Source organism: Dapis brunnea BLCC-M229, assembly GCF_050015995.1.
Taxonomy (GTDB): domain Bacteria; phylum Cyanobacteriota; class Cyanobacteriia; order Cyanobacteriales; family Microcoleaceae; genus Trichodesmium.
Genome location: NZ_JBNHEP010000165.1, coordinates 1 through 20,078, shown reverse-complemented (window position 1 = coordinate 20,078; position 20,078 = coordinate 1). Strand labels below are relative to the sequence as shown.

Genomic DNA, 20,078 nt, shown 5'->3' with positions numbered 1-20,078 from the left:
CCCTAAAAGGGAGAGGTAATTATCCATTATCAATTATCCATTATCCATTAATGAAACCTCGTAATCATTCCTCATCTTAGAAGAGTGCGATTAATTCTTGATTTGAACCTTGTGCTAACACCTAGAGCACCAAACAACAGAAAAGCTATAGTAGTTGATGGTTCGGGAGCACTTACCTGTGCATAATTTGCTTTGACTTCTAGTAGAAGTATATTTATTATCTGGTTACTATCAAAAGTTATCTGATATGAACCATCAAAAGATGCGGAAACATATTCTTCCAGACTACCAAAAGAGAGATCGACCGAATCATCAATTATAGTGAAATTATTCCCATCAATATTCTGAGTGAAATCAAAAAAGTCATTATCCCCTGCAGTTTGCAAGTTACCAGATACAGTAAAAGAATCTAACAAAATATCTGTATCCTCACCTACGATCTCAAGGATAAAAAAGCTGACATCTCCCCCAGCATTAGCACTTTTATTTAAACTATTAATTGAGGTTTTTAGGTTAAAATCTACCATAAAATCGAAAGAAAATGTTTCCCCTGGTAGTATCGAAAAATTACCAAGAACTGCGGAAGCGCTTTCTGCTCTAGCAAAAAAGCTGTTACCTGTACCCTCAACTACAGATTTAGATAAATTATCGGCATTAGCTGGAACACTGACAAAATTTGCTTCAGCCAAAGCATCTGCATTAGTTTCACCCCCATTTATAGAAAAAGATTCAACTGTGCTCTCAACTGCTACTACTCCATCAGGATTTTTACTTAAATTATCAATTGTTACCTTACTTTCAGAGGATGCAAAACTCGCTGCTAAACTAGGCGAACTTACTAAAACAGTTCCAATTAGTATGGGAGCAATCTTAAATATCGATATATTGATATTGGTCAGAATATTTGGAAATTTCATCATTTATCTCTATCTTGATTAAGAACTTCAACATTTACTGATAACTTAGGCTACCTTTGATATTAGGCTGGTCAGGTTTTGGATTAGCTACTCAGAGCGTTTCATGTCAGCAACGGGCGAAAGCAACCAGTGTGTGACAACTCCGTTCTACTAAACTTACCCAAACTTACCCAAGAGGGCAGGGCAAACCCATCTAAATTCTGGAAGCTTTTACCCTTAAGATTTATAGAAGTAATAAGCATAAATATTCAATCACCTGACATCCTTGCCCTGCCAGAACTTCAAAATAAGATGCGTTTGCCCTGCTCAAGAGGGTTTTTGCAGCTCAGTTCCTGTTTTGCTGACGTAACGCTGCCCGTTTTATATAGCATAGCGAAACACAGAAGACCACTGACCGCAGTCTGTAATTTATCTTCTCCACAGGCTTGAAATTGGTGGAAACTCCACCTACTGACAGGCATAGTTTTCCAGGTTGAACCTTAACTTTATAGTTAATGAGGTTCCTGATTACTTTGATTTAGCTTTTGTATCATCTTACACTGACATCCGGATACTTTTTATAAAGAACTGGTAAAGATATTAGTAATTTATATGAAGTTTGTGTAAAGTTGTAAGAGTATCTTTCCTGAGAAAATAGGTTAGCCAGGAGTTATCTTATACTAATTTCCCAAAATAATGTTACACCGACTGAGTTGATAGGTTAAGAACAAAAAGGCAAGAGGTAATAGTTTTTGTAACAGGTATTTATTGTGCATGGTAGTAGTTAGAATTAAAGTTCCCTATTTATAGCAAACATTTATCAAACTGGTATGATACGGTTTCACGAAAGTCAAAAATTAAAAATCAGATTTATGGGCTGAAAACTTTGAAGCTACAGTAATTTTAGGCGATTATTTCACACCCGAGATCATAAAACTATTTGTGACTTATGGAAAGTGAAGTGGTATTATTATACCCTGCTTATCTATTGGCCAAGTAGTTTTGTTGATTTGTGTAGAATAATGTTGATAATTTTACTGTTTTTAATTTTTTTGATATTAATTTCATTAGGAACAATTCTATTATGTCTACTAATTCATGTAAATATTAATTATTTTCTTTATATTTTTGCTGTTTTATTTATTTGTTTTTCTTCTCTAATGAGATTAGTTGAACATCTATCAGCTCTCCCCAAATCTAGTTCTACAGAAGTCAAAAAAATAGATAAATTTACTGTTATTATTCCAGCTTACTTACCAGCAGAACAATATTTAATCCTCGATACAATCAAACATTTTTTATCCTTAAATTTACCTTTAGAGATTATCTTGCCTTACAATACTCCTAAATCTCTACCTGTAGAAGCCGAACTTAAAAAATTACCGATTGTTGCAGTTAAAGTTCCAAACAGTAAATCTAAAGCCGAAAATATCAACTATATTTTAGATAAAATAACAACTCAATATACTGCTATTTTTGATGCCGATCATAAACCTCTTGGTACAAATTTTTCCAAAGCTTTATCGAAATTAACTACAGGTTACGATATTGTTCAGGGAAGTTGTTTACCCTTAATTAACTCTGAGATGAGTAAAATTTTAAACATTGAATTTAATCAAATGTATAATATTCATCACCAAGCCAGACAAAGACTCTGGAATTTTGCAATTTTTGGTGGTTCTAATGGTTATTTCAAAACAGAAGTATTAAAAAAACTATCTTTTAATCATAGTATGTTGACTGAGGATATTGATTTAACTATTAGGGCTTTGTTAAGTGGTACAAAAATAGCTTTTGACTCCAATATTGTGAGTTATGAACAGCCACCTAATAATCTCCAAGAATTATGGAAACAAAGAACAAGATGGGCGCAAGGTTGGTTACAAGTAAGCTGGAAATATGGTTGGCGAATTTTATTTGCTTGTAAAAGTAAATTGTCTCTTAGACAGAAAGTTGGCTTATTGATGCTTTTTCCTCTCAGAGAAATAGGACAATTTATTTTATTACAAGTTCTACCTTTAGCCATATCAATATCGATTCAAACAAATGACTGGAATTGGTCAAATAATTGGTTGTTTATTTTAATGATTAATCTGAGTTTATTGCTGATAGAACCCTTGTGGATTTTTAGAGTCAGAGACGAAGAAAGTGTGAGTAAAAGATGGTTTTTACTATATTCATCTCTTAGTTTTTTTTATCTTTCTTTTATGAAGATTGTCTCTCTATATGCTTACTTCAGACAAGTCTTAAGGAACAATCAATTTGAAGTTACTCAAAAATCTCCAGATTATGCTGATATTAATCAGCCTCAATACTTAGCAGCAAATATTTTAAACTTTAACCCGAATTTACTCAAACTTAAATCAGCCGAAACAACAAATTTTGTCGCAAATGTTCAGCCAGAAATACCCTCTCTTTCCCTAACCAACAAAGAGTCGATGTACTTAGCTTTCAATTTGCTTAATATTGATATTGTTGAAATGCCATTATATGTAGAAAATATGGCTAAAGTTTGCGAACGATTAAAGAATATACCACCAAAAAAAAATCAAAGCGATCAAACAATTATAACACCAGCATTGTTAATGAGAATTTGTGACGCCCTAGAAATTAATAAATTTCGACGATCTACTTCTATTTGGAACCAAAATATCTATCTTTGGGTAACTTCAGCAAGAATAAATCATCAAAAACTTCCGTTAAATTTAGTTAAATATAACAAGTCTAAAGGTTGGCAACTATTGTCTTCATCCGCTTGGGAATTTATTGACTTTGCAATGCAAATTGTGAAGAAAATAGAACAACAACAAGCATTAAATCATCAGGAGTTACCTCTCAAACTACCCAAACAAGAAGATATGCAAAAAATTGCTTTTTGTGTTTTAAGTTTGTTAGGTGAAAAGACCATTGAAAAAAATGTCATTGCCCAGACTCAGCTCAAGACTTCCCAGAGTTCCTATTTTTATCCCCAACCTGAAAAAGCTGCTGTTTAAAAGGATAGAATATAGCAGTTATCTTATGAATAAAATACATTTTCTTCTTCCCTGTTCCCTGTTCCCAGTTAAGTGTTCCCTAAAAGTCTCCAATATCTAACAACTCAAATCATATTGCTATAGTAACTTTAGCAATACATTCTGCTGCCCCTTCGACATAATTATTTGCACTAATAGTGGAGTTGCCTCCAGTTTCGATGTGTAATAAAGCATCTGGTTAATTATTAAAACCGGGCTGGCGATCGCCAGTTCGGTTTACAGGTTTTATTGGCTTTCAAAAAAACATATTCACTTGATGAAGTGATTCAGTTGTTTTTGCGATCGCATAATTCAATAATGGCCAGAACTTTCTCACCAAATTTCGTTCCCAACTCTCTAGGGAATTGTTTTACAAAGACGAGGACTTATCACATTTTACATTCATATGCTCGGCACCCCAATCTCTCATAGAAATCATAATTGGCTCCAGAGTACGACCATAATTTGTCAGGGAATATTCTACGTGTGGCGGTACTTCAGCATAGACTTTTCGCGCGACAATATTATCTTTTTCCAATTCGCGTAGTTGATTAGCAAGCATACGCTGCGTAATACCTTTAATTTTTTTTTTCAACTCACCGAAGCGTAACACATCATTCTGCAAGAGATTAAAAATAATCACAGGTTTCCACCGTCCACCAATCACCGATAATGTGACTTCGACAGAACACCCATAGGGATGATCGTAATTATTTTTCTGCGTCATAATTATCTAAACCTTTCAATAGTTACTTTTAAGTCACTATATAAAAAAATTGTGCCTACTTGTTATTATTTGGATTTTTATTATACTTTTAATCATATAACCCATAAAACAGTTAGCACCCCGTGCTAAAGCGAACAGAGGCTTCAAGCCTCAAAGTGAAGCTAGCTGACAAACTTAAGTCTTAAGTGGCTATGTTATTGGCAATAGTTAAAGTCCCTAGCTTGGAGTGCATATCAGCTTCAAGTTCTAGAGATAAATTGTTAAACAGTTTTACGAGGGGTGAGACCTTGCAATTTCGAGACTACCGACCAATAACCTGAGTGAGGCAAACCTTACTCCCTTGTGAGAGGTTTTGGGGATAAAACAATTTTTCCCACCCTCAAAGGTTAGCTCGCCGACACTTAAAAGTGTTCCACAATTGTTCCTTTGCGAGCTGAAGCTACGCAGTTTCCCAATTACGTATCCCATAAGGGAACTTTTATAGCACTACTTGAATCGGGAATAGGGAACACTTAACTGGGAACAGCAGACTATCAAAAGATTTGAGGATTTATAAATGTCCTAACCTTAATGCGTAGCGCTATAGATGTCCAATTTTTAACAACTTGCAAAATTATAGATATGGCTTACGAAGACTACACTACATTCAAGGCAACAAAGGATGAAGCAGTCCTTACTGTTACTTTTGATTACCCTCCTGTAAATATTCAAGGCATTCCTATGCTAGACGATCTAAATCGTTTGGCAGAAAAACTTGAGGGCGATCGTAGCGTCAAAGTTGTTGTTTTCCAATCTGCGCACCCAGAGATTTTTGTAGCTCATGCTGATACTAATTTCCTCAAAGATATGTCTACAACAGCAGTATCGCACGACGAGGTAGAACTGCTCTATCTACAGACAACCCTGGAGCGTATTAGTCAACTGCCACAGGTGACTATTGCCAAAATCGAAGGGTTCGCACGCGGTGGCGGTCATGAATTTGCGCTAGCTTGTGATATGCGCTTTGCAGCTCGTGGTAAGGCAAAGTTCATGCAGATGGAAGTCGGTATGGGCATTCTGCCTTGTGGTGGTGGTGCATCACGTATGGCTCGTCAGGCAGGACTGGGTCGGGCATTGGAAATTATTTTAAGTGCCCGTGATTTTGATGCGGACGAAGCAGAAGCCTATGGCACTATTAATAAAGCTCTTGATGCTGATAAGATTGGTGCATATGTCGATGAGTTGGCAAAACGCATTGCTCGTTTCCCAGCTGATTCGATTAATGCTTGTAAGCAGGCTGTCTATGCTTCAATTGATAAACCAATCGAAGATGCTCTCAAAGAAGAAGCTTACTGGCTCTATCAGGCAACAAGCAAAACACCAGCGATTAAGCGTTTCCAAATCGCAGATGACAAAGGCTTTCAAAACGATATGGAGAACCAGCATAACTGGGAGCAAGGAGTTATTGCTATTCAGGAAATCGAATAATGGGCACTCAACAGAATTTTCTTGAGCTGGGGAGTAGGACAGTAGGGGAGAAGTGAACATAAGAATAATGATGGTGGTGCATAGTAATGGTATAGGAAGTATGGGGAATGTGGGGAGTGTGGGAAAAAAATGTATATTCTTACCATTACTATGCAGGACTACGAGAATAATTAACATTAACTGGGCTGCTAATGGGCGACCTGCCAGAGAGCTAATGAAAAATTAAATCAATTCTTATCTATAAATTATCAATTACTCCCCCCTGTTCCCTCTTTTCTGGAGATGTCTAATAGCAATAGCCAGAAGGCTATACTAACTAGAATTTAAAATGCTTGAGAAAACGAACAAATTAGGGTTTCAATCCATTAATAAAGGATACAATTCAGTATTTCGTTTGGGACGGTTGAGCCTTGGATTAGTAGTACCGATCGAGGCTTACTCCTCAGGAGCGGTGCCTTCCATGGTTCAACACATAGAACGCGTTCAATTGGTAGAAAAACTGGGATTTTCTGCTGTTTGGTTGCGTGATGTACCGTTTAATGTGCCGTCTTTTGGTGATGCTGGTCAAATCTACGACCCCTTCGTCTATTTGGGTTTGCTCGCTGGTAAAACTGAGCGAGTCGCACTTGGTGTTGCTAGTATTATTTTACCGTTGAGGCATCCAGCTCACGTTGCCAAAGCTGCAGCCAGCGCCGATGTATTGTCAGGTGGAAGACTCATTCTAGGCATTGCCTCTGGCGATCGACAAGAAGAATATCCAGCACTCAATTTACCTTTTACCGATCGGGGCAAAGGATTTCGTGAAAGCTATGACTATATTAGATTCATGGCCGATAATACACCAAATTTTGAGAATACCTATGGTGGCACGAATGGCTCTATAGATATGTTACCTAAGCCTAATTCAAGAAAACTGCCATTGCTTGTTACAGGAAATAGTCAGCAAACCCATGAGTGGATTGCACAAAATGGAGACGGCTGGATGCTCTATCCTCGTAATGCTGTGTTACAGGCAAAAATTATCAATGATTGGCGAGAGCTGGTTCGGAAAGTAGGGAGGTCTGCCCAACCAATTATGGAACCGCTTTATGTTGATTTGGTCGAATCACCTAATGCTCCTCCCCAACCTATACACTTAGGATTTAGACTGGGAGTCAACCATCTTCGAGATTATTTAAAATCACGGGAAGAGATTGGTGTCAATCATGTTGCGCTGAATCTGCGCTTTAATAAAGCCGATATTGATACAACACTGAAACGTTTAGCAGATGAGATCCTGCCATACTTCAATGGATAAAGGAGACAAAGCCATGCAAAAAACTATTTTAATTACTGGCTCTACCGATGGTATTGGACTGGAAACAGCGAAGATGCTTACTTCGCTGGGGCACCATGTGTTATTGCATGGTCGTAGTCCAAAAAAGCTCGAACAAGTGCAAAAAACGCTTCTTGAACTCAAAGGTGGCGGACGTATTGAAATTTACATGGCCGATTTGTCGCTCATGGATAATGTCGAGGCACTCGCGAAAGCTGTAGCGGAAAAGCACTCTAAACTTGATGTGCTAATCAATAATGCAGGTGTGTATAATGCGCCCGTTCCTGTCACCCAGGATGGTCTTGATATACGCTTTTCTGTCAATACCATCGCTCCCTATCTGCTTACGCAACGGTTATTGTCATTGCTCGGTACTTCAGGAAGGGTGATTAATCTGTCCTCCGCTGCTCAATCTACCGTCCAAACAGAAGCACTGGCTGGACAAGTCAAGCTGACCGACGGAGCAGCTTATGCACAAAGCAAACTAGCCCTTACAATGTGGTCGCGCAGTCTGGCGCTTTCCCTTAAGGATCACGGTCCTATGATCGTCGCAATTAACCCTGGGTCAATGCTCGGCAGCAAAATGGTAAAGCAGGCTTTTGGGGTGAACGGTGGTGATATCCGCATCGGGGCAGAAATACTGACTCGCGCAGCACTGACAGATGAGTTCAAAACTGCTTCAGGCAAGTATTTTGACAATGATTTAGGTCAGTTTGCCTCTCCCCATCCTGATGCCCTTGATACACAGAAATGCCAAGAGATTGTAAGTGTTATTGAGACGGTTTTAGCTTAAACTTTGGTAGTACATCAAATAAGTGATTACCAAAAATTTTCCCCATGAAGAACATAAGAAGGTTTTTATTACTCGCACTTGGACTTTTCGTAACAGCTTTGGGTTGCGCGCAGGTCACATCCCAAAGCATTGTTCCGAAATCCGAAATCGAGCCAACCTCCGAGGTCGTCTTGATGTCCGAAGTCCAGTAGTGACCCCTCAACCCCGCCCGAGGAGGGACTGTATCTTGTCCTTCCTACTGAGAAAGCGTTTTCTAGGGATGACAAGCCTATTAATGTGGACCGATCGAACATCGTTTGGATTGACCAGCCCGGAATACCCCCCTCTGCCAATGGACCAAAGCTAGCCTTTATTTGGGGCAACCCGCAGAACGATAAGTTATACGGGAGTTTTGTCAAGCTACCTGCTGGATTTACTGGAAAGATACATAGCCACGGCTCAACCTTGGGCGCTGTAGTAATCCAGGGTCAACCACAGTACCAAGTCCCAAGTGAAACTGACATCAAGATCTTGATACCAGGCAGTTATTTCAGCTCGAAGGGAGAGTCGGTGCATCAAGTCTCGTCTAAAGCAGAAGAGGAGAGCATCATCTATGTACACACGAATGGCAAGTTCGATGTCATTTCGGCGTAGTCCAAGAAGTAAACTCGCTCAATCCTAATAAGCTAGCTAATATAGCACTACGCATTAAGGTTAGGACATTTCCCCATCCTGTTCGCGGAGCATTTCCGCAGGAAAAACCCTTTAACAGTCTACTGTTCCCTGTTCCCTATTCCCTATTCCCTAGCGCGTAGCGCGTAGCGCCATAATATTTAAATAAAATTTGGAGGTAAAATCCATGAAAGCAGTAGGTTTAACTCAATATTTACCCATTGACAACGAAAATAGTCTATTAGACGTTGAAATCCCTAAACCCACAGCTAAAGGCAAAGATTTATTGGTAGAGGTTAAAGCTATTTCTGTTAACCCAGTAGATACTAAAGTCCGCTCTCCTCAAGATAAGGTTGAATCCCAACCCCGCATTCTTGGTTGGGATGCAGCAGGTATAGTGGTAGAAGTTGGAGCACAAGTAACAGAATTTCAACCTGGAGACGAGGTTTATTATGCAGGAGATATTACTCGTCCTGGTAGCAACAGCGAATTTCATCTAGTAGATGCCAGAATTGTTGGTCGCAAACCCCAGAATTTAGATTTTGCTCATGCAGCAGCTTTTCCTCTTACTGGTATCACTGCTTGGGAAGCTCTATTTGAAAGATTGAATATTGATAAAAAAGGAGCAGATGCAGGTAAATCAATTTTAATTATCAATGGTGCAGGGGGAGTTGGTTCTATTGCTATTCAGCTAGCGAAACTAGCCAAACTTAAGGTTATTGCTACAGCTTCTCGTCCTGAAACTATTGCTTGGTGTCAAAAACTTGGTGCTGATGAAGTGGTCAATCATCGCAATAATCTTGCGGAAGAGATTGATAAAGTTGGTTATCAAAATGTCGATTATATTCTGTGCTTGAACGACACCGATGGTCACTGGGAAGCTATGACTAAAGCCATCAAACCCCAAGGAACGATTTGTTCCATTGTGGAAAATGAACAACCGCTAGATATGAATACTTTAAAAAGTAAAAGTGCTAGCTTTGTTTGGGAATTTATGTTTACTCGCTCCATGTATCAAACAGAAGATATGGCAGAGCAAAGTAATTTACTTAATCAGTTGAGTAAACTTATCGAAGATGGTGTAATTGTTACAACTTGCAATGAGGTAGTCAAACCAATCAATGCTAAAAACCTACGGGATGTTCATCAACGCCTTGAAAAGGGTAGAACTATTGGAAAAATTATTCTAGCTGAATGGAGTTAATCTTTAACTAGCTATCAGCTTTCAGCTTTTGCCATTATGTCGGATGAGTTGTTACAGTTACTATTCAATTATCTGTTTTATACCATGTTCGGATAGTCACTTATAATAAAGTATATGGTTTGTAGTATAGCTCTCAGGCCTAACTGTAGAAAGGGCTGAGAGCTATACTACGAACTTGAATTATAAAAACTATTTAACCGAACATAATATTACTGATTTCTCCAATGTATTGTCGCCCTACTCCTGATGTAAAATTATCACTTCTTGCTCCGTCTTTACGCTGAGGTTTCCTCAGCGCAGGCGGTGCGCTTTTTCGATGTCCAGAATCGTCTAAAATCAAATTGAACCCTTTCTTGAATTTGGCTTGATAACTTTTGTTAATTATTTTCTAGATAACGTTTCCTAACGCAAAGCTTTCCTACGGAATGCTACGCAAACGTTAACATTGATTTGATTCGGCTCCCAAGGACAATCTGCTCTGAAATGATGTAACCGATTATAAACTACTCCAACAGAGTTATTGGCGAGGGTGAGATATATTTTTTCTTTCACTCTCTCCTAATAATCCACTCAAATAATGGTGGAATCCTGTTTTTTGAGGTGTGTTTTTCCAACAATTATCAAACTGTTGGTATCACCTTTAAAACCAAGGGGGCATTACAGCAGGGGTTGTTTTTTTCATTGCTACCGATAGCTTTGAAGTAAAATCTTTGATATATAAGCATTATATAATTTTGCTTATTAAGTTGTGTAAGTCCCATTAGGAAAAAGGATATAGAAAACCTTCTTCCTACTCCCTCAAAAATATAAATTCATTTTTTAGCATGAATATAATCAACAAAGTAAAATTGAGGAATTAACCACAATTTTAACCAAGCATAAATTCCTATTCCTAAAAGTGCTGTAATTACTAACGGTAAACCTATTTGAATGCGCAAATTATCTGGAAAGATAGAAACTCCAGACACAATAATTATGAAATAAGTTAGAAGTAAAATTTGTAATCTTTGTAGATTTTTCAATGCCTGCCGACAACTACTACAATGCTGAGTATGTTGTTGATAACGATCCAATAGTAAGGCATGATTATTATTTATTAGAGAGTTATTTTTTTCACTAATTCCCACTTCACTCCAAGGTAATTTACCACCACAATATTTATCAAACCAATTTCTAAACTCAATGACTGAACGATCTGCATTTGTAGGTAATTTATAAGCTGTTTTCCAACTTTGACTTGATTGTTTTTGTTGCAGTAAATATTCCTGCTGATTTAGCAAAACCATATCTCCATCTATAAGCAAATTTCGAGTTTTGATATGATCCCACCAACGCGGTTTAAACCTCTGAAGTGTGTTCCCAAAATTCCTAGTAGACTGAGCAATAATTCTAGATTTACCAGGAGATATTGGTATACAATAAGTAACAAGTCCTACTTTCTTTCCACTATCACCAATAGTAGTTGCATATTCCAACCGACAAGGAGGTTCAAAAGTAATTTTTGTGAAGCCTTTTGAAAGAGAAACTTCAACTAAATTAATTGTAGATTGCAGAATCTCCATAGGTATAGGTCTTGCTTTGTCTCGATTACCCAGTACACCATGATGAGCAAAAGGAGCATGACTAGGATCTACTAAATTTTCTATTAGAATTTCCCAACCATATTCTAGATTGCGGACATAAGAAGACCACACAAAACCTTTCTCAGCATCTATTTGTGGTGATAATGGTAGGGGTGTAGTAGCAGCTAAGTCTGCTGTTTTCGCATCAGGCCAAACCCAGAGTAAATCATTCTCCTCGCGTACTGGTAAGGTAGTTACACAGAAATTTTGCCGATTTTTTTGTATAATTTCCTGATTTTCAGCTTGGGGAATATTAGTGCAAATACCTTGAGCATCAAATTGCCAACCATGATAACTACACATTAAATTACCAGTTTTGTCATCAACACGACCTTCGCTTAAGGGTGCTAAACGGTGAGGACAAGTATCTAAAAATACCTGGTAATTCTGAGAATATCTTGGCTTCCAGATGACTAGACGTATTCCCAATAAAGTTACAGGAACAGGTATCTCTGGATCTAGGTCTTCAATAGGTGAAAGCGGATACCAATGCTGAAAAAAGTTAAATTCAGTTTGCATTTTATTTGTTGTTATAGTTCAAAAATTAGGGAATAGGGAGTAGGGAGTAGTTAGCAGAAATGGGAATTATAGAGGAAGTATAAGGAAAAATTTTCTGTTGATTTTTCGGCTATTATTCTACCCAAAATGCTAAATTTTTGCAGCTCTATGTTTCAAAAAGCTGGCACTTTTTTCGTCCTACAAAGGCTCAAGCATTTATATATAAATGCTTCGATAGTTAATCAGCAAGCCCTACTTCATAACTTAAGTCTTGAGCAATTATAGAGTTATTTTTGGGAATTGTATAGTCATTTCAGTTATCACTTATCAGTACCTCTGCCTTAACCATTGGGATTGAAATACTGAAGATTCTTTCTTTCATACTCTTAAAAGGGGAAGCTTGAGACCTTATTTTTTGGTCAAAAATAATCTTACCGAATAATTAATAATTATTAATTAAATAATTCACCCTTTAAAGCCTTCCCAATAAAGGGGAAAAAGCGGTCTAGGGATGGCGACGTCTCCCGCTCTTGCAGAGCCGCTGCCTCTTTCAGAGGAGCTGCCTCTTGCAGAGGAGCTTCGCTAACGCTAACGCTAACGCCATATCCAATCGACCAAGACAAGAAATAATATTTCCTTATATTTAATTCCGTTACGGTTTTAACCAGAGGTAATTATCCATTATCCATTATCCATTATCCATTATTCATTATCCATTAATGAACCCTACTCCCTACTCCGTATTCTAATTACTTTTCAAACACCGAATTGCCTCCAACAAACCTCTAGCTTTATTAATACTTTCCTCATACTCTGTTTCCGGCACAGAATCAGCAACTAAACCAGCTCCAGCTTGCACAGTTACCGTGTGTTTACCATCATTTTTCGGCCGAACAACCATAGTTCTAATCGTAATAGCACTATTCAACTGACCATCAAAATCATAATGTCCATAAACCCCAGAATAAACACCCCGCCGACAAGGTTCCAATTCATTAATTATTTCCATCGCCCGAATTTTCGGCGCACCGCTAACAGTACCCGCAGGAAAACAAGCCTTCAATAAATCCCAAGCAGTTTTATCGCTTGCCAATTCTCCCACCACATTACTAACAATGTGCATCACATGAGAATAACGTTCAATTATCATTAACTCATCAACTTTTACCGTTCCCACTCGGCAAACACGACCCAAATCATTTCGACCTAAATCAACTAACATAATATGTTCTGCTCTTTCTTTCGGATCTTGCAACAACTCCTCAGCTAAAGCATTATCTTCTGCATAAGTTTTGCCACGGGGACGAGTCCCGGCAATTGGTCTTACCGTAGCGAGGCGTTTACCATCTGGTGTATTTTCTGCTTTCACCATAACTTCCGGACTCGAACCAATGATTTGCCAATCACCAAAATTAAAATATGCCATGTATGGGGAAGGGTTTATTAGTCGCAGGGAACGGTAAAGACTAAAAGGTTCTCCTGTATATTCAGTCGAGAGTTGTTGTGAGATAACTACCTGAAAAATGTCTCCTGCTTTGATGTAGTCTTTAGCTTTCTCAACGTTGGCACAAAATTCTGCACGGGTTGTGTTACTGGTGTATATATCTGTAACTTCTTTATCTTTTTCTCCAGGGGGTTGCCATTCTAGTAAAGTATTTTGTTGTGATAGAGGAGATTGCAATTTATCTACTAACTGAGAAACGCGGTCGCACGCTTGTTGATAAGCTGCCTCTAAATCTACCTCTGGAGAGCGGAGGTCTGCATAGGCGATCGCCCAAATCTTCCGCTTCACCTGGTCAAAAACCAACAAATTATCCACCTGCATCCACAAACCATCAGGCAAATCATTTTCATTAGGTGGATAAACAGCAACACGAGGTTCGATCCAGCGAATCAATTCATAACCCCAGAAACCAAATAACCCCCCAATACCAGAAGGCAATTGAGGTAATTTTACAGGTTGATAGGGTTGGAGACAGTTATCTAGAGCATCAAAGGGGTCGCCATCAAAAGTTTTAACTGTGCCATCCCGGTATGTTTGGGTAGTGCGATCGCCTCTTGCTTCCAATACCCACAATGGATCGCAACCAAGAAAACTATAACGTCCTATTTTCTCTCCACCTTCAACTGATTCTAGTAAAAAACTGTACGGTCGATCGGCACAAACACGATACCAAGCAGAAACAGGAGTATCGAGGTCTGCTACCCATTCTTGGTAGACAGGGACAAAGTTACCTTGTTTTGCTAGTTGGGAAAATTGGGAGAAGTCTGGAAATATCATAAATTTTGCAGTTTTAGATTTAAGAAATACGCAACCAACACCTTTATAGAACCCCTAAGCGTATCTTTCAGCGACCCGCATTTTTACCAGGAGTCAGGAGTCAGGAGTCAGGAGTCAGAAGATGGAGGGAAGGTATAAGGGAAAAAGCTCCTGCGACCCCGCGCCGTCTCACGGCGCACCTGGTAGCGCACCAACCAGGTTGAAAAATACTCTCCACCTCCCTATCTCTATTTTAAATAGCTATCAAATGGGTTCTATATTCTATATAAATTACAGCACTTTTTAAGTATATTGGTAACATGGAAACTCTTTTTAAATATCTGAAATAATTGAGATTACTTCCGTCTACTCCGTTTCAGTTGCTTCGGACATAGTTATGTTTAATTATGCCTACCTGCTTAGGATTCATAATTTTATTACTTGGATAATTTAAAGAAAGTTAGATTTAACCTATTTCAACTTTGTTTTTTAAATTCTGTATCTCAAAAATTTTGCTATAGCAATCAGGAATGATTTATGAGACATTTAAGAACAATTAAGATAAATCAAAATCCTTTTATATTCTGACTCAGTCCGACTGATTTCTAATTACCACTAAAATCTTACAATTGAAATATGATTGCTATACATCTGATTCGATGGGAGAGCAGGAAAGGGATCAAAATATTAATAATTGTCAAAAAAATTATTTAATCATACTAATTACTTAATCGTTGAAGTATTGCTGAAGTATAGAATTATTTTTGGTAATTGATATAATAAAATCGGTAGTGGTATACAAGTAGTGATATCTTAAAAAAAGTCAAGTAGTCAAGGGAATACTATTTCTTTGAAACTAAGAATTTAAGATAATTTCTGTTCCCTATTCCCAGTTAAGTGTTAAGTGTTCCCTACCTCTACCCTAAATCACTACATCTACAGGACTACCATAAAATCTATCATTTATATAATTTTTTTCTTCTTCCTTCTTGCCTATTCCTTCATAAAATCAATTAAAACCTCAGCCTCAGATGAAATATCTGAAAGCTGAGGTGTCAATCATTAAATGAATGATAGGAGATGCAAAAAATATTGCCAGTATTAAAAGCCTATATTATTTACGGTTCATCCTATCCCATATTTTAACTGATAGATCTAATCCTATGCCTCATAGGGTTTTTTACCAGTAAACTTCAGCGTAGCTGGTTCTGGGTTACTGCCAATATTGCGGTCAATCTTACCTACATAAGGACGGCCTTCATTCACTTTCTCAGGGAAGACACCATCTTTTGGATGTAGGTATTCGTTAGAACCATCGGGGAAAACTCGATAGATTTTGAAGTTCTCAATTTTGGGCTTAAATTTAGTCCGTAGTTGAGTACCGAGGGCCAAGCATTGCTCTTTACGCGCTAAATATAGTAGATTTTCACCTTCATTCATAATAGCTGCGCCACCTGTAGGCATTTCAAACACCTGTTCTTTAGAGCTAGTCCAGGTAATAGCGTACTTTTCTTCAACTTCGGCTTTGGTTAGCAAGCCACCAGTGCTGCCACCAAAAATTGGAGGTTGTCCTGTTAGTTCGTCTGCCATAGATTTCTTATATGAACCTTTTTATGGAATGTTATCACCAGGGTTACTCAAGTTTAAGAAATTGTAAGGTTCTGTTACAAAAGGATTATTAGAACTTAGGCCACAGTATAGGCCATTAACTTCGATTGCTGTTCTAGTTGTCCAAATTTACAATTAAAAAAGTGGGTAATTGCAATAGTCCCCTTGAATTTGTCAATACTTTTTTTTAGGTTAGATAAATCATTGAATAATATTGCTTTATTTTAATTACTTCAAGTATATAGCGCTACCCATTAAGGTTAGGACATTTTTCTATTCCCTTTGAGCCTAAATTTATTGTCCTAACCAATTAACTTAGTGCTATAGGAACTATTTTTTCATCATCAACCCCAGTAAAAATTACTATTCTTATCTGAAATAGCATAATTAATGCTGGAAACAAACATCTATAACCCCCTTAACTACAGGGAAATATGTAGCGAAAGTTTAGTATTTTATATTAGCTAATCTTAAAATTTAGATAGCTAATTTTTGTTAATTCCTTGACTTTTATAATTTTATTTTTCACTTATTATATATAGGATTATATTTTATGCAAGCAATTTTATTTCGTCCTCAAGGCAACTTAGATTTAAAGGGGAGTTATCGACTCAAGCAAATAGTAGATAAACTAATTTTCCAAAACAAAAATTTATACTGGATCATAGATTTGGCATTGGTCAACAAAATTAATAATTTTGGTTTGACTACTTTAGTGGTCGTCCGCAAAATTGCTGAAAAAAGAGGATGTAAATTATATCTTTTCAACCTCCAAGATGATATTCAAGTAGTTTTTGAAATTACCGGACTAGACCAAGAATTTAAAATTTTAGAAGACGAAACATTGATCAATTCATTAAACCCTAAACTACTACTTTGCTAGCTTTTCAATTTATTAATTTAGTTCCTTTTATGTTTCTTATTCCTTCTGAGTATTACCAACAATTGGAATAGTAAAATGAAACTCACTACCCCGATCTTTACCAGCCGATTCAGCCCAAATTTTACCCCCTAAACGACTAATAATTTGACGACAAATAGCTAAACCTAAACCTGTGCCTCCAACACTACGTCGTAAAGCGCCTTCTTCTTGATAAAAACGATCGAATACAGTCTCTAACTGATTAGGTTCAATCCCACGGCCAGTATCAGAGATAGTCACCTTCAACATATTCTCACTATTAGAAGTCGCTCTAATTATTACTCTTCCTTCAGCTTGAGTAAACTTACAAGCATTGTCCAAGAGTTTTGACAAGACCTCTACTAACCATTCCCCATCGGCCAAGACTAAAGGTAGTTCTGCCGATACCTGAGTAGTAATATTCGGCAACTCCTGTTCTAATTTGTGGGCCCGGATACTACTAAGAGCTAAATCAACACATTCTAATAGAGGTAGATATTCTATATTCCATTGAACTCGACCACTTTCTAAATGAGACAATGTTAAGAAATCTTGCACAAGATGACGCATTCTATCTGCATCTGCCAATGCAGTTTCTAGCATAACTTGGCGTAACTCTTCAGGCATATCCGGTTCTTGACTAAGACTTTCCAAGCAAACTTGGATCGTAGATAGGGGAGTCCGTAACTCATGGCCAGTAATAGCAATTAAATTACTGCGGGTTCGGTCAAGAGCCTCTAATTGTTGATTTAATTCTTCTAGGTGAGTATAAGTTTCTGCCTGAATCAAAGTTATACTTAACTGAGTAGCGATCGCTTCTACTAAATCTATTTGTTCTTCAGACCACTTATGGGGAGACGATCCACAATTATGTAATTCCACCATACCTAACAGTCGCCCCTGATACAGTAGAGGTATCATCAACCAGCTCGAAATCTCCCATTGAGATATTAAGTTTTCCAGACAATTTCTATGTTTAGATTTGCCAGTAATTGAAGTTTCTAGCACCAAATACTCAGGTAGCAAACTTGTATCTTCTATATAAACTCGCCCTTGAGTTTGAACAACTTTCTGAAACAGATAATTGTCTTTTAGAGGCCAGACCTGATTCAGCAAAGATTTTACTGATAGACCTAAATACTCGTGAGTAATAGTTGCTATTGTATCCGCAGGCCGACACTGATAGATCAAACATCGGCTGGCCAAAAGTGCTTCTCCTAGTTCTTGCACTGCCACTTTGATAATCTCATCCGGATCTAGCGATCGCCTCATAGCAGAAGAGATAATATTAATCAAGCGTTGTTTTTTTTCCTGAGCCGCGATTGAGCGATAAGTTTTAAGTAACTTATATTGGCTTGCTTGCAAATAAGTCACCAAACGTTGGGCAAAAGGATTATTAAAATTATTATTTCCAACTACTTCTGAAGCTTTCTTATTAAGACCATTAGAACTAGATTTACTTTTAGCAGATTTTTTTCGCTTCCTTAAATCCAAATTGATGCCATAAATTTCTGTAGCTGCTTGAACCTTTTCCTCCAACTCTGGTCTATACTTAAGGATTCGATGGAGTAATAATGCAGCCGATTGGACACATACCTGACGGTCAAAAGTCCAGATCCCTTCAAACCGACGCGCTTGCTCCATTCCACTAAACCGATCTCTTTCATCAACTAGGCCAGAATTATCACACTCATTGCAAATCAAACAACTTGAATACTCTTGAGCAAGGATCAGTAGATTCCATTCCATACTTAAAGGATCTCTCGGATCAAAAGCTACTGTTTCGTGATATTCAGAAGAATTTTTAAATTCCGTTTCTGGTGCAGCTAGTACATATACTTGGGATGTGAGGTTAGCAATTCTTCGATAACGGTGAGCTTCTTGACGATAAAAACGCTCTTTCTGAAAAGTTGCTATTACCAGAGGTTGATCGGAACCTGCTAAAACCTGCTCTTCCATCGCATGAGAGAGAGCAGTCAGAGATGACTTAAAATAAATTTGTGGTCTGATCTGCGGAACCTCTAGCACCAATTCTGCTAATACGGATTTAGGAATGGTCATCTGGCGGTTACTTTTTAACCTACTGCATTACTAACATTAAATATACATCGTTGATTTGACATCCTTAACTACACTACACTTTTAGGTCAGTGATTTCTACTAGGTTTTCAACCTCTGAGTGGGTTAAAGCTTGATCAAATGTTGCTATTATTTATGATTGTCTTAAACTTTCTCCAAGTTTGTTTTTGGTCTCTATCTCCCTTCGCGACATGAAAAGCTCTTCTGCAAGAGGTATACCCTCCGGCGACTATCTAAAAAACTTGTTAGTAATAATTTTATCAGTAATTGTTAGCTATTACATATAATGAACAAAAATTGATTATTTTACCGAAAAATTGGGTTTAAAACCTCCCCCTAAAAGCTATGCTTTACCCACATAAGATCGAATTCCTTACTGGATAGTGGAGAGGGGGACGAGGATGAAGAGAAGACAAATCTGCCATAACGCAATTCCAGAAAGAGGTAGCTAAAGTGGAGCCTGTACCCGCTCCGTATAACAGTAATGTCATACCATCGTCACGGTGTAATAGGTAAGAGGGTAAAGCATACTTTTAGAGGTTTTAATGGTTACACTTGCAATGCTGATTGGAATGCCTCTCAACATATAGGTCAATGGTTAGGTTTTAGTTGTCCTTTGAATCTTGATAAAGTTGTATCTGTAATGGATACAGATGATTCTTAGCTAGGGGTCGATGACAGTTTCTCAACTGATGAGAAGTTAAAACAGGCGGATTGATCGCCTGTTTTAACAACATAAGGGAATCAACGCGACTTTAGTCCGTGGAGTGTCAAAATACAAAAGTTTTTTTTAATAGCTTTCTTGTTTTTATTAGGGCTTGCTGAATCAATCTGAAACCCATAGATATCAGAGATTTAAGTGCTGAATTAGCTTGAAAAAAGTGCAAGATGTAGGACTAAATCTAGGTCAAAAACCTGGATTTTTTTCCTCATATAACTGGGAAAAATGGATAAAAATTGGCGTTGCTGAAATGTAATGGTAAGTAGCTGAAGTTCATTAATTGATAATGGATAATTGATAATTACCTCGGGTTTTAACCGTTACG

General features: G+C 37.7%; 15 protein-coding genes and 1 pseudogene. 9 read left to right on the top strand and 7 right to left on the bottom strand.

Going from position 1 to position 20,078, the window contains the following annotated elements:
- Positions 1-71: 71 nt before the first annotated feature.
- A complete protein-coding gene (locus tag ACP6PM_RS19185; protein ID WP_426587413.1) occupies positions 72-920 on the bottom strand; it encodes a hypothetical protein in 849 nt (282 codons plus the stop codon).
- A gap of 1,136 nt (positions 921-2,056) precedes the next feature.
- Here ACP6PM_RS19185 and ACP6PM_RS19180 point away from each other — a divergent pair.
- Positions 2,057-3,889 (top strand): glycosyltransferase family 2 protein, encoded by a 1,833-nt coding sequence (locus ACP6PM_RS19180; protein ID WP_426587411.1) that lies wholly within the window; start codon positions 2,057-2,059, stop codon positions 3,887-3,889.
- Between the two features lie 388 nt (positions 3,890-4,277).
- Here the strand turns inward: ACP6PM_RS19180 and ACP6PM_RS19175 are convergent, their stop codons facing one another.
- On the bottom strand, positions 4,278-4,634 hold the full coding sequence (locus ACP6PM_RS19175; RefSeq protein WP_426587409.1) for a winged helix-turn-helix transcriptional regulator: 357 nt from the start codon (positions 4,632-4,634) through the stop codon (positions 4,278-4,280).
- A gap of 621 nt (positions 4,635-5,255) precedes the next feature.
- On the opposite strand from ACP6PM_RS19175, the gene ACP6PM_RS19170 reads away from it, so the two are divergent.
- The 6 genes from ACP6PM_RS19170 to ACP6PM_RS19145 all read left to right on the top strand — a co-directional run bounded on the left by ACP6PM_RS19170 (position 5,256) and on the right by ACP6PM_RS19145 (position 10,064).
- On the top strand, positions 5,256-6,101 hold the full coding sequence (locus tag ACP6PM_RS19170) for an enoyl-CoA hydratase/isomerase family protein (protein ID WP_426587407.1): 846 nt from the start codon (positions 5,256-5,258) through the stop codon (positions 6,099-6,101).
- 52 nt (positions 6,102-6,153) lie between these two features.
- The gene (locus ACP6PM_RS19165) at positions 6,154-6,327 is read left to right on the top strand and encodes a hypothetical protein (RefSeq protein WP_426587405.1); all 174 of its coding nucleotides are present in this window, start codon (positions 6,154-6,156) and stop codon (positions 6,325-6,327) included.
- A 102-nt stretch (positions 6,328-6,429) separates the two neighbouring features.
- Positions 6,430-7,398, top strand: coding sequence for an LLM class oxidoreductase (locus tag ACP6PM_RS19160; protein WP_426587404.1), 969 nt, complete (start codon positions 6,430-6,432; stop codon positions 7,396-7,398).
- 13 nt (positions 7,399-7,411) lie between these two features.
- Positions 7,412-8,209: an SDR family NAD(P)-dependent oxidoreductase gene (locus ACP6PM_RS19155; protein WP_426587402.1), complete on the top strand. Its 798-nt coding sequence runs from the start codon at positions 7,412-7,414 to the stop codon at positions 8,207-8,209.
- A 219-nt stretch (positions 8,210-8,428) separates the two neighbouring features.
- A complete protein-coding gene (locus tag ACP6PM_RS19150; protein ID WP_426587415.1) occupies positions 8,429-8,842 on the top strand; it encodes a DUF4437 domain-containing protein in 414 nt (137 codons plus the stop codon).
- A gap of 205 nt (positions 8,843-9,047) precedes the next feature.
- Entirely contained in the window at positions 9,048-10,064 is a 1,017-nt protein-coding gene (locus tag ACP6PM_RS19145; protein WP_426587400.1) for a zinc-binding alcohol dehydrogenase family protein, read from the top strand.
- Positions 10,065-10,278: 214 nt separating this feature from the next.
- On the opposite strand, the pseudogene ACP6PM_RS19140 reads toward ACP6PM_RS19145, so the two are convergent.
- From ACP6PM_RS19140 to psaD, 4 genes and pseudogenes are all read right to left on the bottom strand, one after another.
- Positions 10,279-10,746, bottom strand: a pseudogene (locus ACP6PM_RS19140) (hypothetical protein); the annotation flags it as partial.
- 130 nt (positions 10,747-10,876) lie between these two features.
- Positions 10,877-12,205, bottom strand: a complete 1,329-nt coding sequence (locus tag ACP6PM_RS19135) for an aromatic ring-hydroxylating dioxygenase subunit alpha (protein WP_426587398.1) — start codon at positions 12,203-12,205, stop codon at positions 10,877-10,879.
- A gap of 724 nt (positions 12,206-12,929) precedes the next feature.
- On the bottom strand, positions 12,930-14,465 hold the full coding sequence (trpE, locus tag ACP6PM_RS19130) for an anthranilate synthase component I (RefSeq protein ID WP_426587396.1): 1,536 nt from the start codon (positions 14,463-14,465) through the stop codon (positions 12,930-12,932).
- Between the two features lie 1,140 nt (positions 14,466-15,605).
- Positions 15,606-16,034, bottom strand: a complete 429-nt coding sequence (gene psaD / locus ACP6PM_RS19125) for a photosystem I reaction center subunit II PsaD (protein WP_426587394.1) — start codon at positions 16,032-16,034, stop codon at positions 15,606-15,608.
- Between the two features lie 571 nt (positions 16,035-16,605).
- Here psaD and ACP6PM_RS19120 point away from each other — a divergent pair.
- The gene (locus ACP6PM_RS19120) at positions 16,606-16,935 is read left to right on the top strand and encodes an STAS domain-containing protein (RefSeq protein ID WP_293109564.1); all 330 of its coding nucleotides are present in this window, start codon (positions 16,606-16,608) and stop codon (positions 16,933-16,935) included.
- Positions 16,936-16,971: 36 nt separating this feature from the next.
- On the opposite strand, the gene ACP6PM_RS19115 is transcribed toward ACP6PM_RS19120, so the two are convergent.
- Positions 16,972-19,014 carry a DICT sensory domain-containing protein gene (locus ACP6PM_RS19115; RefSeq protein WP_426587392.1) on the bottom strand — a complete coding sequence of 681 codons (2,043 nt, stop codon included), beginning with the start codon at positions 19,012-19,014 and terminating at the stop codon, positions 16,972-16,974.
- Between the two features lie 502 nt (positions 19,015-19,516).
- On the opposite strand from ACP6PM_RS19115, the gene ACP6PM_RS19110 reads away from it, so the two are divergent.
- Complete coding sequence (locus tag ACP6PM_RS19110) at positions 19,517-19,696, top strand: hypothetical protein (protein WP_426587390.1); 180 nt, start codon at positions 19,517-19,519, stop codon at positions 19,694-19,696.
- Positions 19,697-20,078: the final 382 nt, after the last annotated feature.

Coding starts and splice junctions, on each gene's coding strand:
- ACP6PM_RS19185 (WP_426587413.1), bottom strand. CDS start 920: ATGATGAAATTTCCAAATATTCTGACCAATATCAATATATCGATATTT.
- ACP6PM_RS19180 (WP_426587411.1), top strand. CDS start 2,057: ATGAGATTAGTTGAACATCTATCAGCTCTCCCCAAATCTAGTTCTACA.
- ACP6PM_RS19175 (WP_426587409.1), bottom strand. CDS start 4,634: ATGACGCAGAAAAATAATTACGATCATCCCTATGGGTGTTCTGTCGAA.
- ACP6PM_RS19170 (WP_426587407.1), top strand. CDS start 5,256: ATGGCTTACGAAGACTACACTACATTCAAGGCAACAAAGGATGAAGCA.
- ACP6PM_RS19160 (WP_426587404.1), top strand. CDS start 6,430: ATGCTTGAGAAAACGAACAAATTAGGGTTTCAATCCATTAATAAAGGA.
- ACP6PM_RS19155 (WP_426587402.1), top strand. CDS start 7,412: ATGCAAAAAACTATTTTAATTACTGGCTCTACCGATGGTATTGGACTG.
- ACP6PM_RS19145 (WP_426587400.1), top strand. CDS start 9,048: ATGAAAGCAGTAGGTTTAACTCAATATTTACCCATTGACAACGAAAAT.
- ACP6PM_RS19135 (WP_426587398.1), bottom strand. CDS start 12,205: ATGCAAACTGAATTTAACTTTTTTCAGCATTGGTATCCGCTTTCACCT.
- trpE (WP_426587396.1), bottom strand. CDS start 14,465: ATGATATTTCCAGACTTCTCCCAATTTTCCCAACTAGCAAAACAAGGT.
- psaD (WP_426587394.1), bottom strand. CDS start 16,034: ATGGCAGACGAACTAACAGGACAACCTCCAATTTTTGGTGGCAGCACT.
- ACP6PM_RS19120 (WP_293109564.1), top strand. CDS start 16,606: ATGCAAGCAATTTTATTTCGTCCTCAAGGCAACTTAGATTTAAAGGGG.
- ACP6PM_RS19115 (WP_426587392.1), bottom strand. CDS start 19,014: ATGACCATTCCTAAATCCGTATTAGCAGAATTGGTGCTAGAGGTTCCG.
- ACP6PM_RS19110 (WP_426587390.1), top strand. CDS start 19,517: ATGTCATACCATCGTCACGGTGTAATAGGTAAGAGGGTAAAGCATACT.